The following is a 20,060-nucleotide window of genomic DNA, read 5'->3' as shown; positions in this document are numbered from 1 at the left end:
TGTCCCAGCGTTTGTTGAACCCGCTGGCCCGCCCGAACCTTGGCGAGATCCAGCAGTTCTGTCCGATGATCCGGGGCGAATCTGCCAGGTGATCGGCGTGTTGCCGGGGGGTCGGATCCCGGGCAGCCCGGGGCATCGGGAACCATCGCACCGGCAGACTGATGCCCTGCACGGCGACGTCGCGCGGGCCGCAGCTGCATCGAATTCACGCTGCTCGGAGGCTGAAGGCGGGTCCTGGGATGAACACGGCCCTGACACGCGCTGGCCAAGGCGCTGGCTGCGCCTTGGCTATCGTCAGGCTGATGGCGCCGCTCTGCGGGCGAGGTCGATGACCAGACGGGCGGTGGCTTCGGCGCCCCCCATGTCCAGCGCCAGCGGTTGCGGCTGCGGGCGGTCCAGCGCGCGGGCGATGGTCGCGGCCAGCCCTTCGGGGGTCAGCGCGGATTCCGGGATCACATCGGCGCGGCCAAGGGCGGCCAGCCGTTCGGCGCGCTGGGTCTGTTCGGTCTCGCCCCCGCTGGCAAAGGGCACCAGCACCGCATGGCAGCCGCCGCGCAAGATGTCGCACACGGTATTATAGCCTGCCTGCGAGACCGACACCCGCGCCCCGCCCAAGAGGCTGGCGAAATCGGGGCGGAATCGCTCCAGCACGATACCCGGACGCTGCAGGGCGGCCAGGGCGTCGAAATCGGCCTGCGGCAGGTTCGGCCCGGCAATCAGGCACCAGCGCAGCGCCGGATCCATCCGATGCGCGGCCCCCATCGCGGCGCGGGTCAGATCGGCCCCCACCGCACCGCCACCCGCCGAGGCGATCACGTCGAACCGCTCGGCCGCGGGTCCCGGCGCGGGCGGTGCGACCAGCCCGGTATAGGTGATGCGGTCCGCGATGGCGGCGGCCAGGGGAAAGGTCTCGTCCAGCCGGGCAAAGCGCGGATCGCCGTGCACCAGCACCCGGTCGAACCAGCGCTGCACCAGATCGACGGTTTCCTCGTTCCGGCCGGGCTTGCTGCTTTCCTGCAAGATGTCGCGCAGCGAAGACAGCACCACGGGGCGCGGCTGGCGGGCATGGGCGGCCGTCAGCAGCGGCAAGAGTTCAAAGCGAACCTGACGGCGGCCAAAGGGATAGGCCTCGATCAGCAGCGCATCGGGGGCAAGGCGGTCGAATGTGTCCAGCAGCAGGTCGCGGCGGCGGTCGCGGAAGGCATCATCCACCGGATTGCCATCGGCATCGACCAGCGCGGCGAACCCCTCGGCGCCGACTGCCATCGGGGGCAGGGCGACATGGCCGACACCGGGGGGCGGAAAGCCCGCAACGGGCATGCCGCCAGTGACCAGCGTCACCTTGGCCCCCGCGCTGGCAAGGGCCTGGGCAATGCGGCTGGCGCGGGCCAGATGGCCGATGCCCAGAAGGTGCTGGACATAGAACATCACGCGCACCGGCCGGGTCATGTGCGGCCCCACGAGGCGCGGAACAGCCGGTCCAGATCGCGGATGCTGTTGGAAAAGCTGAAATCACGGCGTACCTTGGTTTCGACGGCGGCGCCCAGCCGTGCGCGCAGCGCCGGATCGCGCATCGCCCGGTCCAGCGCCGCCGCCAGCGCAGGCACATCGTCGGGCGGCACCAGCAGGCCGGTTTCATCGTCGGTGAACAGCTCGGGGATGCCCGAGACCGTGGTGGACACGCAAGCCAGCCTCTGGCTTGCGGCCTCGACGAGCACATTGGGCAGGCCGTCGCGATCGCCATCGTCGGTGATCCGGCAGGCAAGGGCGAACAGGTCCGAGTCGCGATAGGCGGCCAGAACGTCCTTTTGATCGCGCGCGCCCAGCCAGTCGATGCGCCCGGCAATGCCCAGATCATCGGCCAGCGCCCGCAGCGGGGCCAGTTCTGCCCCGCCGCCGATATGGGTAAAGCGCCAGTGCAGATCGGCCGGCAGCGAGGCGAGCGCGCGCAACAGCACGTCATAGCCCTTTTTCGGCACCGCGCGGCCCACGCTGATCAGCCGCACGGGATCGGCCGGATCATGCCCGTCACGCGGGGGGCGGGTGCCGGTGAAGGGGCCAAAGCGCGTCAGGTCCAGCCCGTGATAGCTAAGATGCACCTTGGCCGGATCGGGGGACAGGCCTTGCAGGTAGTCAAACCCGGTGCGGGTGCAGGTCACCGCCCAATCCACCGCCGCCAGCTTGCCGGCCAGCTCGCCCGGGGACGAGGTCCAGATATCCTTGGCATGGGCCGAGACGGTCCAGGGAATGCCGGTGATCTGGCTGGCATAGGCTGCGACCGAGGCCGGGGTATGCAGGAAATGCGCATGCAGCCAGATGCCGCCCTTGGGCCATTCTGCGGCCAGCACCAGGGCCTGGCCAAAGCGGCGGGCCCGGTTGGCGGTGAAATCGCGGCGAAGATCGCCGAGGAACGTGCGCAGCGCGCGCCAAAAGCCGGGCCGCACCAGCCCCCGCGCCAGGGCGCGCAGCACCCGGGCCGGTTCATCCCCAAGGTATTCGGGCAGATACAGCACAGGGGCGCGGATTTCGTCATGCACGGGATGGCGTCGCGTGTCGGTCGGATGGCGCATCGAGACGATGACGACGCGATAGCCGGCCCGTTCCAGCCCCAGGATTTCCTGCGCGATGAAGGTTTCCGACAGGCGCGGATAGCCCTTGAGCAAGATGACAAGCGTAGGATCGGTCATGGGGCGGCGTCACCCGGCCCGTGCGGCGGTGACGCTGCGCCCGGTATCGAGCCAGCCGCCGACGATGCGCGAGATATTGTCCAGCCCGTCCAGCGCCGGGTTGCACCCGCTTGCGGACGGGGGCGGGGCGTCGACAAGGCGGCGCAGCGCCAGGGCCATGCGCTGCGGATCGGCAGCCTCATCGGGCATGAGCATCGCCGCAAGGCCCAGCTCGCTGGCGCGGCGGGCGCGGATCAGCTGCTCCTCGCGCGGGGTGGTGCGGGGCACCATCAGCGCGGGCTTGTCGAAGGACAGAATCTCGCACCAGGTGTTGTAGCCGCCCATGCAGACCACCGCCTCGGCCCCGGCGACCAGAGATTCCATATGGTTGTTGAACTCGATCATGCTGACCTGCGGCAGATGGCGCGCGCTTTCGGCCAGGCGCTGGCGCTGATCGGCCGGCATGTAGGGGCCAAGCACGATGAAGGCCGGCAGCGCGATGCCCGGATCGGCGCGATAGGCGGCGATCACCGCTTCGACCAGCGCGGCACCGTCGCCGCCGCCGCCCGGCGTGACCAGCAGGTATTTCGGCGGGGTGGCCGGCAGCGGCCCTTCGCTGCGGCTGGTCTGGCGCGGCAGGAAGCCGACATATTCCATCTTGTCGCGCAGACTTTGCGGCACGACAAAGCCGGTCAGCGGGTCGTGAAAATCGCGCGGGCCATAGACCCAGATATTGTCGAAATGGCGGTTGATCTTGTCGATCATGCCGACCTTGGCCCATTCCGCGGCCAGCAGGGCGGGCGAATCCATCACCTCGCGCAGGCCCAGCACCAGCCGTGTGCCCTGCGTGCGCAGCCAGGTCAGGGTATCTTCGACCTCGCCATGCAGGCCCATGGGCTCCTTGTCGACGATGAAGATGTCGGGGCGGAAACTTTCGGCCGTATGGCGGATGATCGAGCGGCGCATCTTCAGCGTATCCTGAAGATCGACATGTTCGGCCATCGAGGTATATTCGCCGTTGCGCAGCTTGATCACGCTGGGAATCTTCACGAAATCCACCCGCGCGCGATAATCGAAGGCCCCCGCGATGGTGGCCCCCGAGATGATCAGCACGTTCAGCCCGCGATAATCCTCGACCAGCGAATGGGCGATCGCCCTGCATCGCCTGAGATGTCCCAGCCCGAAAGTGTCGTGGCTGTACATCAGAATGCGCGCATCCCTCAGTCGTTTGGTCATCGCTCGGCCTTTGCAGTCTTGGTATGCGCGGTTGGCGTGGCTATCTCATCGGATCGGCGGCATCGCGCAACCCGTCGCCCAAAAAGTTGAACGCAAGGATCACCAGAACTACCGGCACCACTGGTGCCAGAAGCCAGGGGTAAAGCGCAATCACATTCACGCTGCGCGCCTCGGTCAGCAAGATGCCCCAGCTGGTGATCGGCGGACGCAGGCCAAGCCCCAGGAAGCTGAGCGCGGTTTCCCCCAGGATCATGCCCGGAATGGTCAGCGTGGCCGAGGCGATCAGATGCGACATGAAGCCGGGGATCAGGTGGCGCCCGATCACGCGCGGGCTGGAGGCCCCCAGGATTTGCGCGGCCAGAACGTAATCTTCCTCGCGCAGCGACAACAGCTTGGACCGCACGGCCCGCGCAAGGCCCGTCCAGTCCAGCAGCCCCAGAATGACCGTGATCCCGGCATAGACGACCAGCGGGCTCCAGGTCACGGGCATGATCGCGGCCAGCGCCAGCCACAGCGGGATCGAGGGGATGGATTGCAGCACCTCGATCATGCGCTGGACGACCAGATCGACCCAGCCGCCATAATACCCGGCCAGCCCGCCGATCACGATGCCCAGCACAAAGCTGGTCGCAACGCCCAGGATCCCGATGGTCAGCGAGATGCGCGCGCCATAAAGGATGCGCGAGAGCACATCGCGCCCCAGACGGTCGGTGCCCAGCAGGTTGAAATTGCCGTTTTCCGGCGGGCAGACCAGATGCAGGCTGCCTTCGACCATGCCCCAGAACCGATAGCTGTCGCCATGGCAGAAGAAGCGCAGCGGCTGCACCAGATCGGTCCGGTCGGTATAGACGCGGCGCAGGTTCTCCATGTCCAGCTCCATCGTGCGGCCATAGACGAAGGGGCCGACGAAACTGCCATCATGGAACAGATGCACGGCCTGCGGCGGGGCATAGATGTTTTCCACGTTCCGCGTCTGCAACCCATAGGGCGCCAGGAATTCGGCGAACACGATGGCCACATAGCAGATTGCCAGGAACACGCCCGAGATCAGCGCCAGCCGGTGGCGCTTGAACTTCCACCACATCAGCTTCTTTTGCGAGGCCTGCGCCAGATCGGTGCGGCCGATCACGCGATTTTCGATCACATTCGGATCGAAGGGCGCGTCTGACACATAATGCGGCAGCGGGGCGCCAGGATCGGGAAGCGGGCCGGTCATTTCGTGCGCCCTCCGGCCAGTCGGATGCGCGGGTCCAGCATGGCCAGCGCAATGTCAGAGATCAGAACGCCGATCACCGTCAGGAACGCCAGGAACATCAGGAAAGATCCTGCCAGATACATGTCCTGGCTTTGCAGCGCCCGGATCAGCAGCGGCCCGGTGGTTTCCAGCGACAGCACGATGGCGGTGATTTCCGCCCCCGAGATGATTGCCGGCAGGATCGAGCCGATGTCCGAGATGAAGAAGTTCAGCGCCAGCCGCAGCGGGTATTTGCGCAGCAGCTTGCCCGGCGCCAGCCCCTTGGCGCGGGCGGTGACGACATATTGCTTTTCCATCTCGTCCATCAGATTGGCGCGCAGGCGGCGCACCATGCCGGCGGTGCCGGCCGTGCCGATGATCAGCACCGGGATCCACAGATGTTCCAGGATAGACTTGACCTTGTCCCAGCTCATCGGCTGGCCCAGGTATTCGCGCCCCATCAGATGCCCGATCGAGGTGCCGAACCAGATGTTCGCGAAATACATCAGCACCAGCGCCAGCATGAAGTTCGGGATCGCCAGCCCGATCAGCCCCACGAAGGTCAGCCCGTAATCGCCCCAGCTGTAGGGATGGGTCGCGGAATAGATGCCGATGGGAAAGGCGATGATCCAGGTCACGATGATGGTGACGAACGACACCATCATCGTCAGCCACAGCCGGTCGCCCACCACATCGGTCACCGGCAGCTGATATTCGAAGGAATAGCCGAAATCGCCCACCAGCATGCCGCCGACCCAGTGGAAATAGCGTTCCACCAAGGGCTTGTCGAAGCCATAGCGGGCGCGCAGCGCCTCGATTTCCGCCATGTCGGCATTTTCGCCCATCGCGCGCATTTCCGCGATCTGGCTTTCGAAAAAGTCGCCAGGCGGCAGTTCCATGATGGTGAACACCAGCGCCGAGATCAGCAGAAGCGTCGGGATCATCACCAGAACACGCCACAGGATATAGCGGATCATGACGCGGCCTCCGGATCATACCAGAAGGTATCGGGCCGATAGACGCCCAGATAGGATTGCGGTTCATAGCCGAACAGGCCGGCCTGCGGCACGTTCTGCAAGGCGCGGGCGCTGACCACGGGTTGCAGCGCGCCATTGACGATGCCGATGGAAAACACCTGATCGGCGTGAATCTCCAGCATTCGTTGCCAGATGTCGCGCCGCTGCGCCGTCGAGGTGCTTTGCCGCCAGGCGGTGTAAAGCGCGACCAGCTCTTGCACCTCGGGCAGGTCCGGCGCCTCGCCCTTGGCGCCCTTGTCCAGATAGTAAAGCCCCCAGAGCGGCCATTGCATCTGATCGTCCGAGGTAGGCGCCAGCGCGGCAGGCGACATGTCGGGGGTGGGCACGCCATTGTCCATGCCCTGCCAGACCGCGACCATCACATCGCCCGACATGCCGCGTGCGCGGAACAGATCGCGCTGCGTCGCCCGGGTCAGCAGCGAGATGCCGATCTGCCGCCAGTGATCGGCCACCAGTTCCAGAACGTCGGTTTCCAGCGTGCTTTCGCCCGCGGTTTCCACCACGATCTGCGCCATGCGGCCATCGGGCAGCAGGCGGAAGCCGTCAGCATCGCGCGCCTCCAGCCCGGCCTCGTCCAGCAGGCGGTTGGCGCGCGCCACGTTCCAGGCGGCCCAGGCCGTGGCATATTCGGGCTTGTAGAGCGGGCTTTCGGGCAGCACCGTATCGGCGCTTTCGGCGGCAAGGCCGTAGAACACCGCCATGTTGATCTCGCGCCGGTTGATCGCCACCGACAATGCCCGGCGCACCCGTGCATCGCGGAACAGCCCGCGCCAGACCGGATCGTTGCAGTTGAGGTTCGGCAGCAGCGACATGCGCGAGCCCTGGATCCGCTTCCACAGCGAGACCCGGATCGGAAAGCGTTTCTCGGCCCCCTTGATGAAGGTGTAGTCCGAGAAATCGAGCCCGAGGAATTGCAGATCGCTTTCCCCCGCGCCGGTCTTGGCGGGGATGATGTCGGCCGAGCTGACGTTCAGCACGATGCGGTCCAGATAGGGCAGCTGAACGCCGTTCTCGTCGATCCGGTGGAAATAGGGGTTGCGCTCGAAGACGAACTGTTCGGCCGGGGGCGCGGTGCGGGGCATCCAGGCCTCGAGCGTCGGCAGATCGGGGTTTTCGGGGCGCGTCTGGCGCGACAGGCGCTGATGCAGGGACACCCAGTCCTTGACGCGGTTCTTGCGGATCAGCTCGTCCAGTTTGGCCGGGTCCTGATAGCGGGCATGGAACTGGCGCATGTAGGCGGCAGGCAGCAGCATGCGCACCGGCGATGCTGCGGCAAGGGCGGGCAGGAAATCGGGCTTCGGCCCGCCCCAGGCAAAGCGCACCGTCAGCCGGTCCAGCACCTCGAACCGGGGCAGGTTGCCATCGTGCAGCAGCTCGACGACCGGGCCCGAGGGGTGCAGTTCCTTGTTCAGCCAGACATCTTCCCAGCAATAGCGGAAATCTTCGGATGTCAGCTCCGATCCGTCGGACCAGCGGTGCCCTTCGCGCAGGCGCAGGGTGAAGATGCGCTCTTCCTCGACCGTGCAGCTTTCCAGGATGTCGGGGGCAAGGGTCAGTTGGTCGTCATAGCCGACCAGGCGGGCATAGGAAATGATCGGGATCAGCCGCACATCGCGGGCCGATCCGATCAGCATGCGCACCGTGCCGCCAGGCTTGCCGGGGCGGTGCCCCAGCGCGGCCAGATCGGTGCGGTGCGGCACCAGCGGCAGCCCGGCCTGGGCGCGGACCGGCCCCAGCGCGAGCCCCAGCGCCGCCGTGCCCAGCATGAGATTCCGGCGGGTGATGGTGACAGACCGCATCATGCCCGCAACTCCGAAATGTCGGCATTGCGGTTCGCCAGAACCTGATGCCCGTTGCCAAGGTCGATGGCCGTCAGCCCCGCGTCGCCGGTAAAGGCCGGCCCCCAGGTGGTGGTGCCGCTTTGCCCGATGCAGGCGAAATCCAGCGGGCGGTCCAGGTCGGGGTAGGGCACGGCGGCCAGCAGCGCGCGCGTATAGGGGTGGACGGGGGCACGCATCAGCACCTCGCGCGGGGCGATTTCCACGATCCGGCCGCCCTGCATCACCGCCACGCGGTCGCACATGTAGTTCACCACCGCCAGATTGTGCGAGATGAACAGGTAGGTCAGGCCAAGATCCTTCTGCAAGTCCTTCAAAAGGTTCAGAACCTGCGCCTGCACCGACACATCCAGCGCCGAGGTTGCCTCGTCGCAGACCAGAAGTTCGGGGCCAAGCGCCAAGGCCCGGGCAATGCCGATGCGCTGGCGCTGGCCGCCGGAAAAGCTGTGCGGATAGCGGTTGAGGTCATCCTCGCTCAGGCCGATCGCGCGGATCAGCCGCCCGGCCATGGCCTGCCGGTCGGCCGCCGATCCGCGAAGATGGATCTCCAGCGGTTCGGTCAGGATGTTGCGCACCGTCATGTGGGGCGACAGCGACGAGACCGGATCCTGGAACACCATCTGCACCTTCTGGCGCAGCATGGTCAGATCGGCCCCGCGCGCGGCCAGAACGTCCAGCGGGCCTTCGGGGCGCTGCATGACGATCTGGCCCTTGTCCGGGGTGACGGCGCGCACGACGATCTTGCCGACGGTGGTCTTGCCCGACCCGCTTTCGCCCACCAGCCCCAGGCTTTCGCCCCGGCGAATGTCAAAGCTGACGTCATCAACCGCGCGATGGGCCGCGCGCGCCCCGCCAAAGAAGCCGGCCGATTTGCGGATCACGAAGCTTTTCGACAGCCCGCGCACCCGCAACAGCACATTGTCGCCCGCAGGCGCGGCGGCAGGCGCCGAGCGCCCCAGCAGGCCCGCGCTGTCGGTGGCAATCTCGCGCAGGGGCTTCAGCCGCTCGCCCGGTGCCATGTCGAAATGCGGCACGGCCCCCATCAGGCCGCGCAGATAGGGGTGTTCGGGGCGGCGGAAGATGTCATCGGTGCTGCCCGATTCCAGCACCTGCCCCTGATACAGCACGACCACCTCGTCGGCGGTATTGGCAACGACGCCCAGATCATGGGTCACCAGCAGCACCGCCATGCCCAGGCGTTCCTGCAGATCGCGCAGCAATTGCAGGATCTGCGCCTGCACCGTCACATCAAGCGCGGTCGTCGGTTCATCCGCGATCAGCAGCGAGGGTTCGCACACCAACGCCATGGCAATCATGGCGCGCTGGCGCATCCCGCCCGACAGCTCGAACGGATACATGTCGAACACCTTGCGTGGGTCGGCAAAGCCGGACATGGCCAGCATCGCCTCGGACCGCTCGCGCCGTTCGGCCGGGGACATGACCTTGTGGATGCGCAGCGCCTCGTCGATCTGGTTGCCGATCGTGTGGACCGGCGAGAACGAGGTCATCGGTTCTTGAAAGATCATCCCGATGCGGTTGCCGCGAATGCTGCGGATCTGCCGCCCGTCGCGCGGCAGGGCCAGCAGATCGCAGGGCGGCTGGTCTGCGCGGTCGGCAAACAGGATCTGCCCCGAGACAGTGGCGGCGGGCGACTGGATCCCCAGGATCGTGCGCCCGATCACCGACTTGCCCGAGCCGCTTTCGCCGACCAGCGCCGTGACCTTGCCCGGCAGGATGCGCAGGTCGGCATTGCGCACCGCATTCACCCGCCCGCCCAGCAGCGGAAAGCTGACCGAAAGATCGCGGATGCGCAGAAGTTCGTGTTCGGCCGTCATGCGTGCCACCGCTTTTGGGACCGGAGGAGCCGGCCTGCCTTTTCCTCACGCTAGCGTGAGCAGGCAGCTTTTGTCCATGCCCCGCGACCTGCTGCCGCAGGGTCAGGCCGTGGCGGGCATCATCTGATCGAAGGTCGGCCAGCGGCAGGCGGGGTGCGCGGCGGCCAGAGCCAGCACCCGATCCAGAAAGTCCCAGGCCGCCGCATCATGAACCAGATGATGCCCCAGAAGGCCGACGCTGCCCGAGCTTGCTGCAACGACGGCGTCGATGCGGCGGTTCAGGTCGGCGAACAGATCCTCTGCCGGCCGCCCGCCGCGGCTGCCGCGCCAGTCGATCAGATCGACATAGGTGTTGATCTGGGGCAGGGGGCCGGGCTTTTCCGGGCCAAAGACCGACAGGGCGCGAAAGCCGATGCCGGGCAGGGCCGTCGCCACCTGCGGCGCGATGCGATTCCAGGGCGGCACCAGCACCGGCACGAGGCGCGGGCCGAACAGGGCGGACAGGTGGCGGACCCCTTCGGACAATTGGTCCGCCACGGTGTCGGTCGGTCGGTGGGGGCCAAGTTCCTGTTTCTTCTCGCCGGGCGGGGCGTGGTTCTGGTGCGCCCAGCCATGCACGGCCATGCGCACCAGGGGTTCCTGTGCCAGCCGCTGTGCCAGCGGCGCGCCGGTGCCAGCGGGGATCGCGGCCAGCAGGACCGGCACATGGTGGCGGTTGCACAGGCCGATCAGCCGGTCCAGCGCCGGGGTGGGTTCGGTCACATCGTCATCGCGCAGCCAGAAATCCAGACGCTGCCCGTGATCGGCCAGACGGTCCAGCCGGTCGATGAATGACGCCTCGCTCATGCCAGCCCCCCCAGAACATCTGCCAGCCGCGCGGCAGCGGCGGTCAGCGAGCGGTCTTCCAGAACAAAGCGCCGCGCCGATTGCGCCATCTGTGCCCTGAGCGCGCCATCGGTCAACAGCTGCGCCATCGCCGCCGCATAGGCCGCCGTGTCACCCGGCGGGGTCAGAAGGCCGGTGACGCCATGGCGCACCACTTCGGGCACGCCGGCCACGGCTTCGGCCACCACCGGCAGGCCCATGGCCTGGGCTTCCAGATAGGCCAGCCCATAGGCCTCGGCATGGCCGGGCCAGGCATAGATGGCGCCGCACGACAGCACGCGGGCCACGCCCGCAGCATCCAGCCGCCCGTGCCAGTGAATCCGCTCGGCAGGCAGGGGGGCAAAGGCTGCGCGCACCTCGGCTTCGGCCGCGCCATCGCCGATGATGGACAGCCGCCAGTCCGGGCCGTCCAGCCGCGCGAGGGCCGCGGCCAGCGCCCGATAGCTCGACAGCTTGTCGCCCGGCCGCATCATGGCGACGGTGACCAGATGCCCCGGTTCGGGCCGCGGGGTCAGCGCGGCAAAGGCCGCCGTGTCGATGAAGGGCGGCAGGTCGGCCAGCCGGGCATCCGGCACCGCATAGGCCAGCCCCGCGCGGTCGCGGGCGGTCAGGCACAGGTTCACCGCCGCCAGCCGCGCCCCTTCGGCCACCAGGTCCTGCGCCTGGGCCCAGTCGCCCGTGTTGCGGCGCACCGACCACGAGGATTCCGCTGTCACATAGGGCAGGCCAAAGCGGCGGCACAGCGGCGGGCCCAGCAGATCCGGCGCCTTGCAATAGGGGTGGTAGCTGAACCACAGATCCGGCGCGCCCTCGCGCTGCCAGATCGCGCCGATGCGGGCGATCTCGGCCTGGGCGTCCCGCTGATACCCCGCCAGAGCCCCGGCCGCCGGATCGCGCAGATAGGGGCGCAGGTCTGACACCACCTCGGCCCGGTGTCCGCCCAGCCGCAGGGCCCCCAGCAGCAGCCGCCCCATCAGCCGATCCCCCGAGGGCACCGGATGATCGGGCGATTTGAGCGGGGCATGAAAGGCGATGCGCATCGCAGGTTCTGCTTTGTCCAAGGCTGCAAGGGGCGCAAGATAGCCGCCCGGACGCCATGTGCAACCCGGCCTGGCCCGAACGATAACACCCCTGTGCGCGAGCGACGCCTTGACAGGGCGGGGTTTCGCCGTCAACTCGGCAGACCGAACCATTCAGACCGGACCCATTCCCGTGACAGTTTCCAATCCCCAGGCGATGGATTTGCACAGCCGGATCGCGGCGCGCACGGCGCGGGTCGGTGTCATCGGGCTGGGCTATGTCGGCCTGCCGCTGGCGATGGCCGCCATTCGCGGCGGCTTTGCCGTGACCGGCTTTGACATCGACCCCGGCAAGATCACCGCCATCGAGGCGCGTCGCAGCTATATCGAGGCGGTCCCGCAAGAGGCGCTGGCCGAGGCTGTGGACGCAGGCCGCCTGCGCGCGAGCTGCGATTTCGACGGGCTGGCAGAGTGCGACATCATCGCGATCTGTGTGCCGACCCCGCTGACGGCCCATCGCACGCCCGATCTGTCCTATGTGGAAAACACCGGCCGCGACATTGCCGCGCGCTTGCGTCCTGGCCAGCTGGTGATCCTGGAATCCACCACCTGGCCCGGCACCACCCGCGAGGTGCTGGCCCCGATCCTGGAGGCCACCGGCCTGACGGCCGGGCAGGATTTCTTTGTCGGCTTCTCGCCCGAGCGCGAGGATCCGGGCAACCGGCAGTTCCGCACCTCGACCATTCCCAAGGTTGTTGCAGGCGAGGGCGAGGAGGCCTCGGTGCTGATGGCGGCCTTCTATGGGGCGGTGGTGGAAACCGTGGTCCCGGTGTCCAGCACGGCGACGGCCGAGGCGGTCAAGCTGACCGAGAACATCTTTCGCGCCGTCAACATCGCCCTCGTGAACGAGCTGAAGCTGGTCTACGACGCCATGGGCATCGACGTGTGGGAGGTGATCGACGCCGCCCGCACCAAGCCCTTTGGCTTCATGCCGTTCTATCCAGGGCCGGGGCTGGGCGGGCATTGCATCCCGATCGACCCGTTCTACCTGACCTGGAAATCGCGCGAGTTCGACCAGCCCACCCGCTTCATCGAACTGGCAGGCGAGATCAACACCGCCATGCCCCATCATGTGACCGACCGTCTGGCGCTGGCGCTGGACCAGAAGTCGGGCAAGGCGCTCAGCCGGTCCAGGGTGCTGATCCTGGGGCTGGCCTACAAGAAGAACGTGCCCGACATTCGCGAAAGCCCCTCGCTTAAGCTGATGGAGCTGATCGAGGCGCGTGGGGCCGAGACGGCCTATTACGACCCGTTCGTCCCCGAAATCCCGCCGACGCGCGAATACAGCGCCTTGCGCGGGCGCCGCTCGGTCGTGTGGGATGCGCAGGTGATTGGTGGCTTTGATGCGGTGCTGGTTGCCACAGACCATGACGATGTCGATTATGCGGCACTGACGGAATGGGTGCCTTTGATCGTAGATACCCGGAACGTGTTTGCACGGCGGGGCCTTCAGGGCGCGACGATCGTCAAGGCCTGAGCTTTCCCCCGTGCCTTCCAAGGAGCGACGCCGATGAGCCGTCTGGATGATTTCATTGACCGCATGGTCTCGCAGCGGGCAATCCTGAACCATATTCGTGACCATCTGGACCTGCCGGGCGATGGCCCGATCCTGGAGGTGGGGCTGGGCAACGGGCGCACCTACAGCCATCTGCGCCAGTGTTTCCCGGATCGGCGCATCGTGGTGTTCGACCGCGAGGTCGCGGCCCACAAGTCCTGTCTGCCCGACCCCGAGGATACCATCCTTGGCGAAATCCGCGAGACGAGCCGCCCGTTCATGACCGGGCAAAGCCCGCTGGTGCACAGCGACATCGGCACGGGCTATGCGGAAAAGGACGCGGCCAAGGCGGCCTGGATCGCCGACATGGTGGCCGGGATGCTGATGCCGGGCGGCTATGCGGTCAGCGATCTGCCGCTGGAACATCCGGGACTTGTCGCGCTGCCGCTGCCCGATGGCGCATCGCCCCGGCGGGGCTATTTCTATCGCCGCACCTGACCCGACACCGTCCGGCCCTGACCTGCCGGACCCGCAAGACGGCCCCACCATGGAATCCGACCTTACGCGCTATATCTGGAACCATACCAGACGCCAGCAGATCTGGATTCTGTGCATCGTCCTGCTGTCGATGATCCCCTATTACATGTCGTTCGATCTGCCCAAGCAGATCGTCAACGGCCCGATCCAGGGCGAGGGGTTCGCAACGCCCGATGCGGTGCAGCGGTTCATGCCGCTCTCGCTGGATCTGCCGTTCATCGGTCAGATCTCGTTGACCGACGGGGTCGATCTGAACCGGATGCAGACGCTGATGGGCCTCAGCCTGCTGTTCCTGATGCTGGTCATCGTGAACGGCATCTTCAAGTTCTACATCAACACCTACAAGGGCCGTCTGGGCGAGCGTCTGCTGCGCCGTATCCGTTTCGAGCTGGTCGACCGCGTGCTGCGCTTTCCGCCAGCCCGGTTCCGCGGCGTCAAGGGCGCCGAAGTGTCCAGCATGATCAAGGACGAGATCGAGCCCCTGGGCGGCTTTACCGGCGATGCCTTCGTGCAGCCGGTTCTGCTGGGCGGGCAGGCGCTGGCGGCGCTGTCGTTCATCTTTGTCCAGAACCTGTGGCTGGGGTTGATCGCGGGCGCCATGGCGGCGATCCAGGTCGGTCTGATCCCGCAGATGCGCCGGCGCCTGATCGAGCTTGGCCGCCAGCGCCAGCTGACCGCGCGCCGTCTGGCCGGCCGGGTGGGCGAGATCGTCGAGGGGATCGACACGATCCACGCGCTGGACACGTCGAACTATGAACGCGCCGACATGGCCGACCGGCTGGGGACGATCTTCAAGATCCGCTATGACTTCTACCAGTGGAAGTATCTGGTGAAGTTCATCAACAACTTCCTGTCGCAGCTGACGCCTTTCCTGTTCTATGCCATTGGCGGCTATTTCACGATCCGGGGCACGCTGGACGTGGGCCAGCTGGTGGCGGTGATCAACGCCTACAAGGATCTGCCCGGCCCGCTGAAGGAGCTGATCGACTGGGATCAGGCCCGCCAGGACGTTCAGGTCAAATACGAACAGGTGGTCGACCAGTTCCGGGCCGACGATCTGCTGCCGGCCGAACGCCAGGCATTGTCGGCCGAAACCGGGCCGCTGCCGATGCCGCTGAACATCTCGGGGCTGACGATCACCAGCGATACGGGCGTGCGGCTGCTGGCGCAGGTCTCGTTGCAGGTCCATCCGGGCGAAACCATCGCGATGATCGACGATCTGGGGTCGGGGGCGGAAACGCTGGCCGCCGCGTTGGGCCGCAAGGTCGCGCCGGCCGGCGGGCGCATCGCCTTTGGCCAGACCGATCTGTGGGAGCTGCCCGAATCGATCAGCGGGCGGCGCATCACCTATGTCGGGGCCGACAGTTTCATCTTTCATGGCAGCCTGCGCGACAATCTGCTTTACGGCCTGAAACACGCCCCCGTCGTGCCTGCCGAAGATACCCCCGCCCACCGCGACTGGACCCGGCGCGAGGCACGGGCCTCGGCCAACCCGGATTTCGATGTCCGGGCGGACTGGATCAACCATGACATGCTGCCATTCCGCGACCACGAGGGGGGGCTGACCCGCTCGATGATCAGCGTGTTCGACGCGGTGCGGCTGGACGAGGACCTGGTCCTGCTGGTCATGCGCTCGACGCTGGATCCCGACAAGCGGCCGCATCTGGCGCGGGCGCTGGTCGAAATTCGCCACGAATTGCGGGTTGAACTTGACCGGTCGGGCCAAAGCCAGCTTGTGACGCCCTTTGACATCGACGCCTACAATGTCGACGCCTCGATCCTCGAGAACCTGATGTTCAGCGCGCTGGCCGATCCCGGCGCGACCACGGTGGTCATGCAAAGCGGCTATGCCCGCAACATCCTGGTCAAGACCGGGCTGATCGGTGTGCTGTTCGATATCGGGCGCGGTCTGGCCGAGAACATCGTCGAGATCTTTGGCGACCTTGCACCGGATGACGACTTCTTTGACGAGATGCCGTTCCTGACGGCCGAAAGCATCCCGGTCTATCAGCAACTGCTGCAACGCACCCGCGATCGTCAGGCGTTCCAGGTCTCGCGCGCCGATGCGGTGGCGCTGATCGAACTGGCCTCGCACTATGTCGAGCCCCGGTTCCGGATGGGCCTGCTGACGCCCGAGATCATGCAGCAGCTGGTCGCGGCGCGGGGCGCCTTCCTGGCCGGTCTGCCCGAGGATCTGCGCGGCCTGATCGAGCCCTTTGACCCCGAGCGGTTCAACCGTTCAGCCAGCATCGCCGAGAACATCCTGTTTGGCAAAATCCGCATCAACAATGCCGATGCCCAGGCCACGCTGCGCGCGATCACCTCGCGGCTGGTCGAGCAACACGGCATCATGCCCGAGCTGATCGATGTCGGGCTGGATTACGATCTGGGGGCAGGGGGGCGGCGCTTCAGCCAGCTGCAGCGGCAAAAGCTGAACCTTGCGCGCGCGCTGATGCGCCGGTCCGACATGTATGTCTTCAACCGCCCGCTTTCGGGCACCGACCAGCGGATGCAGGAAGCGATTCTGGCTGATTCGCTGGCGCTGATCCGCACGGTGAACCCCGATGCGACCATCATCTGGACGCTGTCGAACCCGGCATTGGCGTCTAAATTCGACAGAATCGTCGTCTTTGACCAGGGCCGCATCCTTTCTGACGGGAATTTCGAGACAGTCGCGAAAGAGAGTTCTATACTGATCGCGTAACTTGGCGACACGGATGATCCGGCATGTTCGGCAGTGGCATATTCCTGAACGACGAAGTGCAGATGCTGCGCAAGCTGCCGCTGTTTTCCCGCGCCGACCCGTGCAAGCTGAAGCGCCTGGCCTTTGTGTCCAAGCGGCTGCACTACGGGCCGGGCGAGACACTGTTCTGCTGCGGCGACGAGGGCGACAGCGTCTATGTGATATTGCAAGGCACTGCCGCGGTGCTGGTCCCCTCGGCTGGCGGAGAGCCGGTGCAGGTGGCCGAACTTGGCAGCAATGACGTGGTCGGGGAAATCGCGGTTCTGTGCGACGGGATGCGCACGGCAACGGTCCGGGCTGCAACGCCGCTTGATGTGCTGCGCATCGGCAAGGATGTTCTGCTGCGGATGCTGAACGACAACCCTGGCATGGCGCTGGAAGTCATGCGCGCCCTGGCCGAGCGGCTGAGCAACACGACCTCGGAGCTGATCGCCGCACGGTCGGACGGGGCGCCGGTGCCGACGGCCTGACCCCGGGCCGCAGGGTGTGGAAAGCCCGCAAGTCTGACCTGCGCCCGCGCACAGATTGCGCCATTGCCAATCAGGCGGGTTTGCGGATAGGCACGCCTCTCGGCAATGATCACGGAACGCAGGCGCGATGAATCCTTTTGGTGAAACCTCGGCCTGGATCGTGCGGGCGCGGCTGATCTCGGGGTTGGTCGTCTTTCTGTTCGTGCTGACCCATGTGCTCAATCATGCGGCCTTGCTGGAGTCGGTCGAGGCGGCGGATTCGCTGCGCCGTGTGCTGGGGCGCCCGTGGCGCACGCCGCCCGGAACCATCCTGCTGTATGGTGCGCTGGTGATTCACATCGCCATGACGCTGGTGACGCTGTTCCAGCGCCATACGCTGATCTTGCCGGCGCGCCAGATGGTGCAGATCCTGCTAGGGCTGCTGATCCCCTATATGCTGATCGAGCATGTGGTCTCGACCCGCGTGGCGGCCAGCATGTTCGGCTATCCGCCCGGCTATGCCGGCGTGGTCTATGCGCTGCGCATCAGCAACCCGGCGCTGGGGGTGCAGCAGGCTATCGCGTTGATGATCGTCTGGATCCATGGCTGTCTGGGGGTGCATTTCTGGCTGCGCTATCGCCCGTGGTATTCGGCCGTCTCGCCCTATCTGCTGGGGCTGGCGGTGGTCTTGCTGATGCTGGCGCTGATCGCCTTTGCCAATGTCGGTCCCGTTCTGGCGATCGAGCGGCGATCGCCGTATCTGGCGGAAAGCACCATCGACGTTCCGCTTGCCGTGCAGGCGCAGCTGGGCATGATCATCACCTCGATGCGCGGCGGCTATGTGATGCTGATCGTGCTGACGCTGCTGGCGCGCCAGATCCGCATCGCGCGCCAAAGCCTGAGCGCGATCACCATCCGCTATGAACATGGCGCGGTGGCGCGGGTGGCGCCGGGCACCAGCATTCTGGAAGCCAGCCGGATGAGCGGCATTCCGCATTATTCGATCTGCGGGGGCAACGGGCGCTGTTCGACCTGCCGGGTGCGCATCTTGCAATCGGCCAAGCCGGTGGCGCCCCCCAGCGCGGCCGAGCGCGCGACGCTGGCGCGCAGCAAGTCGGCCCCCGATGTGCGTCTGGCCTGTCAGGTGCGCCCGACCGCCAATATCCGCGTGGCGCAGGTGCTGACCCCGCCTGACCGGCTGTCCGGCGATTCGCGGGTCGTTCAGGTCGATGCCGCGCGCGAGCGGCAGGTGGCGATCATGTTCTGCGATCTGCGCCAGTTCACCTCGATCAGCGAACAGCGGCTGCCCTATGACGTCGTGTTCCTGCTCAACCGCTATTTCGCGCTGGTCGGGCAGGCCATCGAGGCGCATGGCGGCCATGTCGACAAGTTCATCGGCGATGGCGTCATGGCCATCTTCGGGCTGGATGATCGCCCCGCGCAAGAGGCCTGCCGCAATGCGCTGGCGGCGGCGGCGCAGATTCTGGCGGATATCGAGTCGCTGAACATCGACGAGGCGAACGATCTGAAAACCCGGTTCCGCGTGGCCATCGGCCTGCATTTCGGCATCGCGGTGGTCGGGGTGATGGGCTTTGGCAATGCAACGGGGCTGACGGCGGTGGGGGATACGGTCAACATCGCCAGCCGGCTGGAAAGTTCGGCCAAGGAACATGATGCCGCGCTGATGGTGTCCGAGGCGCTGGTGTCCGAGGCCGCGCTTGGCGCCTCTCCGGGTATTCTGGAGAATATCGCGATCCGGGGGCGCAAGGACCCGCTGCGCTGCCATGTCTGTCAGGCGGACGGGCTGGCCAGGGCGCTGCGGGCCCCCATGGAGCCTGTGCGCGCCTGATCGGGGCTGCATCGGTGGCCCGCGACCAGACCGATGCCTTTAGGGAATGCAGCCACAAGTGCAGCCTGTCCCGTTTCATCGCCCTGCAGCGGCAGCGTGTCCGATGCTTCCCGCAATCGCGGTGCCGGTGGTGACCAACGGCCCCCGCGATCTGCCTGGCGGCTTCGCTGCCTGCGGTCAGGCGCAGCTTCTGGCGACGTAATCCCAGTAGACTTGGGCGATCTGGCGCGTCAGCGGGCCAGGGGTGCCATCGCCGATCGTGTGCCCGTCGATCCGCGTCACCGGTGTCACGCCGCCCAGGGTGCCGGTCACGAATGCCTCGTCCGCCGAATAGGCCTGCGCCAGCGTGAAATCCTTGAGCAGCGACGGGCCGATCTGTTCGCCATAGAGCCGCGAGACGTGACCTCGCGTGATCCCGTTGAAGCTGTAAAGCCCCGGAGAGGTCCACAGCTCGCCCTTGCGGATGATGAAGAAGTTGGTTGAATTGCAGCTGGCCACAAAGCCGTTCGGATCCAGCATCAGCGCCTCGTCCGCGCCGGCGGAAATCGCCTGGATCAGCGCCTGGATCAGGTTCAGCCGGCTGTGCGAGTTGAGCCGCAGGTCGAACACATCCGGCGCCGAGCAGCGATAGGTCGAGGTGAACAGCTTGAGCCCGGTATCCGCCAGCGTCTGGCGCGGGCGCTTGAGCTCTGCCACGATCACCACCGTCGCGCCCGAGGCCATGAAGCGCGGGTCCTGGTTCGGCGTCGTCTTGCGGCCGCGGGTGATCATCAGCCGGATATGGGTGTCATGGGTAAAGCCGTTTTCGGCGCAGGTCGCCATGATGGCCTCCACCACCTGCTGGCGCGTCATGCCGATATCAAGGCTGATCGATTTTGCCCCTTCGAACAGCCGGTCCATATGCAGATCCAGCGACAGCAGCTTGCCGTTGACCAGCCGCAGCCCTTCCCAGATCCCGTCGCCCAGGACGAAACCGGCGTCGAACACTGAAACGCTGGCCTGGTCGCGGTGGACGAATGCGCCGTTCACATAGACGCGCACATCATCGTTGCGCTTGTCGCCGTCATAGCTTTGCGCGCTGGAAAAGGTGGCCATTGTCGGGTGTCCTTGCAGGAAAGCGAGAAGGGGGCTTTGGCGGGTCACAGGCCGGGTGGGCTGTGGGTGGGTCCGTCTTTGG

At 66.4% G+C, this 20,060-nt stretch carries 15 protein-coding genes; 5 read left to right on the top strand and 10 right to left on the bottom strand.

Annotated elements, in window-relative coordinates:
- Positions 1-294: 294 nt before the first annotated feature.
- The 9 genes from G481_RS0109800 to G481_RS0109760 form a co-directional block, all read right to left on the bottom strand.
- Complete coding sequence (locus G481_RS0109800; RefSeq protein WP_028029878.1) at positions 295-1,449, bottom strand: glycosyltransferase family protein; 1,155 nt, start codon at positions 1,447-1,449, stop codon at positions 295-297.
- Positions 1,446-2,687, bottom strand: coding sequence for a glycosyltransferase family 4 protein (locus tag G481_RS0109795; RefSeq protein ID WP_028029877.1), 1,242 nt, complete (start codon positions 2,685-2,687; stop codon positions 1,446-1,448). Before G481_RS0109795 ends, G481_RS0109800 begins: the two co-directional genes overlap by 4 nt.
- 9 nt (positions 2,688-2,696) lie before the next feature.
- Positions 2,697-3,902, bottom strand: a complete 1,206-nt coding sequence (locus tag G481_RS0109790) for a glycosyltransferase family protein (protein ID WP_028029876.1) — start codon at positions 3,900-3,902, stop codon at positions 2,697-2,699.
- Between the two features lie 40 nt (positions 3,903-3,942).
- Entirely contained in the window at positions 3,943-5,118 is a 1,176-nt protein-coding gene (locus G481_RS0109785; protein ID WP_028029875.1) for an ABC transporter permease, read from the bottom strand.
- Complete coding sequence (locus G481_RS0109780; protein WP_028029874.1) at positions 5,115-6,113, bottom strand: ABC transporter permease; 999 nt, start codon at positions 6,111-6,113, stop codon at positions 5,115-5,117. Before G481_RS0109780 ends, G481_RS0109785 begins: the two co-directional genes overlap by 4 nt.
- Entirely contained in the window at positions 6,110-7,975 is a 1,866-nt protein-coding gene (locus G481_RS0109775) for an ABC transporter substrate-binding protein (RefSeq protein ID WP_028029873.1), read from the bottom strand. The genes G481_RS0109780 and G481_RS0109775 overlap by 4 nt, the downstream gene beginning before the upstream one ends.
- The gene (locus G481_RS0109770) at positions 7,972-9,846 is read right to left on the bottom strand and encodes an ABC transporter ATP-binding protein (RefSeq protein WP_028029872.1); all 1,875 of its coding nucleotides are present in this window, start codon (positions 9,844-9,846) and stop codon (positions 7,972-7,974) included. Before G481_RS0109770 ends, G481_RS0109775 begins: the two co-directional genes overlap by 4 nt.
- A gap of 102 nt (positions 9,847-9,948) precedes the next feature.
- The gene (locus tag G481_RS0109765; RefSeq protein WP_028029871.1) at positions 9,949-10,692 is read right to left on the bottom strand and encodes a polysaccharide deacetylase family protein; all 744 of its coding nucleotides are present in this window, start codon (positions 10,690-10,692) and stop codon (positions 9,949-9,951) included.
- Complete coding sequence (locus tag G481_RS0109760; protein WP_028029870.1) at positions 10,689-11,771, bottom strand: glycosyltransferase family 4 protein; 1,083 nt, start codon at positions 11,769-11,771, stop codon at positions 10,689-10,691. Before G481_RS0109760 ends, G481_RS0109765 begins: the two co-directional genes overlap by 4 nt.
- A 172-nt stretch (positions 11,772-11,943) precedes the next feature.
- Between G481_RS0109760 and G481_RS0109755 the strand changes: the two genes are divergently transcribed.
- The 5 genes from G481_RS0109755 to G481_RS23415 all read left to right on the top strand — a co-directional run bounded on the left by G481_RS0109755 (position 11,944) and on the right by G481_RS23415 (position 18,883).
- Positions 11,944-13,287: a nucleotide sugar dehydrogenase gene (locus G481_RS0109755; RefSeq protein ID WP_028029869.1), complete on the top strand. Its 1,344-nt coding sequence runs from the start codon at positions 11,944-11,946 to the stop codon at positions 13,285-13,287.
- Between the two features lie 33 nt (positions 13,288-13,320).
- Positions 13,321-13,803, top strand: a complete 483-nt coding sequence (locus G481_RS0109750; RefSeq protein WP_028029868.1) for a class I SAM-dependent methyltransferase — start codon at positions 13,321-13,323, stop codon at positions 13,801-13,803.
- 49 nt (positions 13,804-13,852) lie between these two features.
- A complete protein-coding gene (locus G481_RS0109745; protein ID WP_028029867.1) occupies positions 13,853-16,546 on the top strand; it encodes an ABC transporter ATP-binding protein in 2,694 nt (897 codons plus the stop codon).
- A gap of 23 nt (positions 16,547-16,569) precedes the next feature.
- Positions 16,570-17,055, top strand: coding sequence for a cyclic nucleotide-binding domain-containing protein (locus G481_RS0109740; protein WP_245594951.1), 486 nt, complete (start codon positions 16,570-16,572; stop codon positions 17,053-17,055).
- A 127-nt stretch (positions 17,056-17,182) separates the two neighbouring features.
- Entirely contained in the window at positions 17,183-18,883 is a 1,701-nt protein-coding gene (locus tag G481_RS23415; protein WP_051294439.1) for an adenylate/guanylate cyclase domain-containing protein, read from the top strand.
- A 177-nt stretch (positions 18,884-19,060) separates the two neighbouring features.
- Here the strand turns inward: G481_RS23415 and G481_RS0109725 are convergent, their stop codons facing one another.
- Positions 19,061-19,978, bottom strand: coding sequence for an aminotransferase class IV (locus G481_RS0109725; RefSeq protein WP_028029865.1), 918 nt, complete (start codon positions 19,976-19,978; stop codon positions 19,061-19,063).
- Positions 19,979-20,060 lie beyond the last annotated feature (82 nt).

It is taken from the genome of Gemmobacter nectariphilus DSM 15620, assembly GCF_000429765.1.
GTDB lineage: Bacteria > Pseudomonadota > Alphaproteobacteria > Rhodobacterales > Rhodobacteraceae > Wagnerdoeblera > Wagnerdoeblera nectariphila.
The sequence above is the reverse complement of the archived record's forward strand: the minus strand, read 5'-3'. Positions and strand labels throughout refer to the sequence as shown.

Excerpts from the sequence above, each read along its gene's own strand:
- G481_RS0109800 (WP_028029878.1), bottom strand. The coding sequence starts at position 1,449 with ATGACCCGGCCGGTGCGCGTGATGTTCTATGTCCAGCACCTTCTGGGC.
- G481_RS0109745 (WP_028029867.1), top strand. The coding sequence starts at position 13,853 with ATGGAATCCGACCTTACGCGCTATATCTGGAACCATACCAGACGCCAG.
- G481_RS0109725 (WP_028029865.1), bottom strand. The coding sequence starts at position 19,978 with ATGGCCACCTTTTCCAGCGCGCAAAGCTATGACGGCGACAAGCGCAAC.
- G481_RS0109765 (WP_028029871.1), bottom strand. The coding sequence starts at position 10,692 with ATGAGCGAGGCGTCATTCATCGACCGGCTGGACCGTCTGGCCGATCAC.
- G481_RS0109760 (WP_028029870.1), bottom strand. The coding sequence starts at position 11,771 with ATGCGCATCGCCTTTCATGCCCCGCTCAAATCGCCCGATCATCCGGTG.
- G481_RS0109780 (WP_028029874.1), bottom strand. The coding sequence starts at position 6,113 with ATGATCCGCTATATCCTGTGGCGTGTTCTGGTGATGATCCCGACGCTT.
- G481_RS0109775 (WP_028029873.1), bottom strand. The coding sequence starts at position 7,975 with ATGATGCGGTCTGTCACCATCACCCGCCGGAATCTCATGCTGGGCACG.
- G481_RS0109790 (WP_028029876.1), bottom strand. The coding sequence starts at position 3,902 with ATGACCAAACGACTGAGGGATGCGCGCATTCTGATGTACAGCCACGAC.
- G481_RS0109785 (WP_028029875.1), bottom strand. The coding sequence starts at position 5,118 with ATGACCGGCCCGCTTCCCGATCCTGGCGCCCCGCTGCCGCATTATGTG.
- G481_RS0109795 (WP_028029877.1), bottom strand. The coding sequence starts at position 2,687 with ATGACCGATCCTACGCTTGTCATCTTGCTCAAGGGCTATCCGCGCCTG.
- G481_RS0109750 (WP_028029868.1), top strand. The coding sequence starts at position 13,321 with ATGAGCCGTCTGGATGATTTCATTGACCGCATGGTCTCGCAGCGGGCA.
- G481_RS0109770 (WP_028029872.1), bottom strand. The coding sequence starts at position 9,846 with ATGACGGCCGAACACGAACTTCTGCGCATCCGCGATCTTTCGGTCAGC.
- G481_RS23415 (WP_051294439.1), top strand. The coding sequence starts at position 17,183 with ATGAATCCTTTTGGTGAAACCTCGGCCTGGATCGTGCGGGCGCGGCTG.
- G481_RS0109740 (WP_245594951.1), top strand. The coding sequence starts at position 16,570 with ATGTTCGGCAGTGGCATATTCCTGAACGACGAAGTGCAGATGCTGCGC.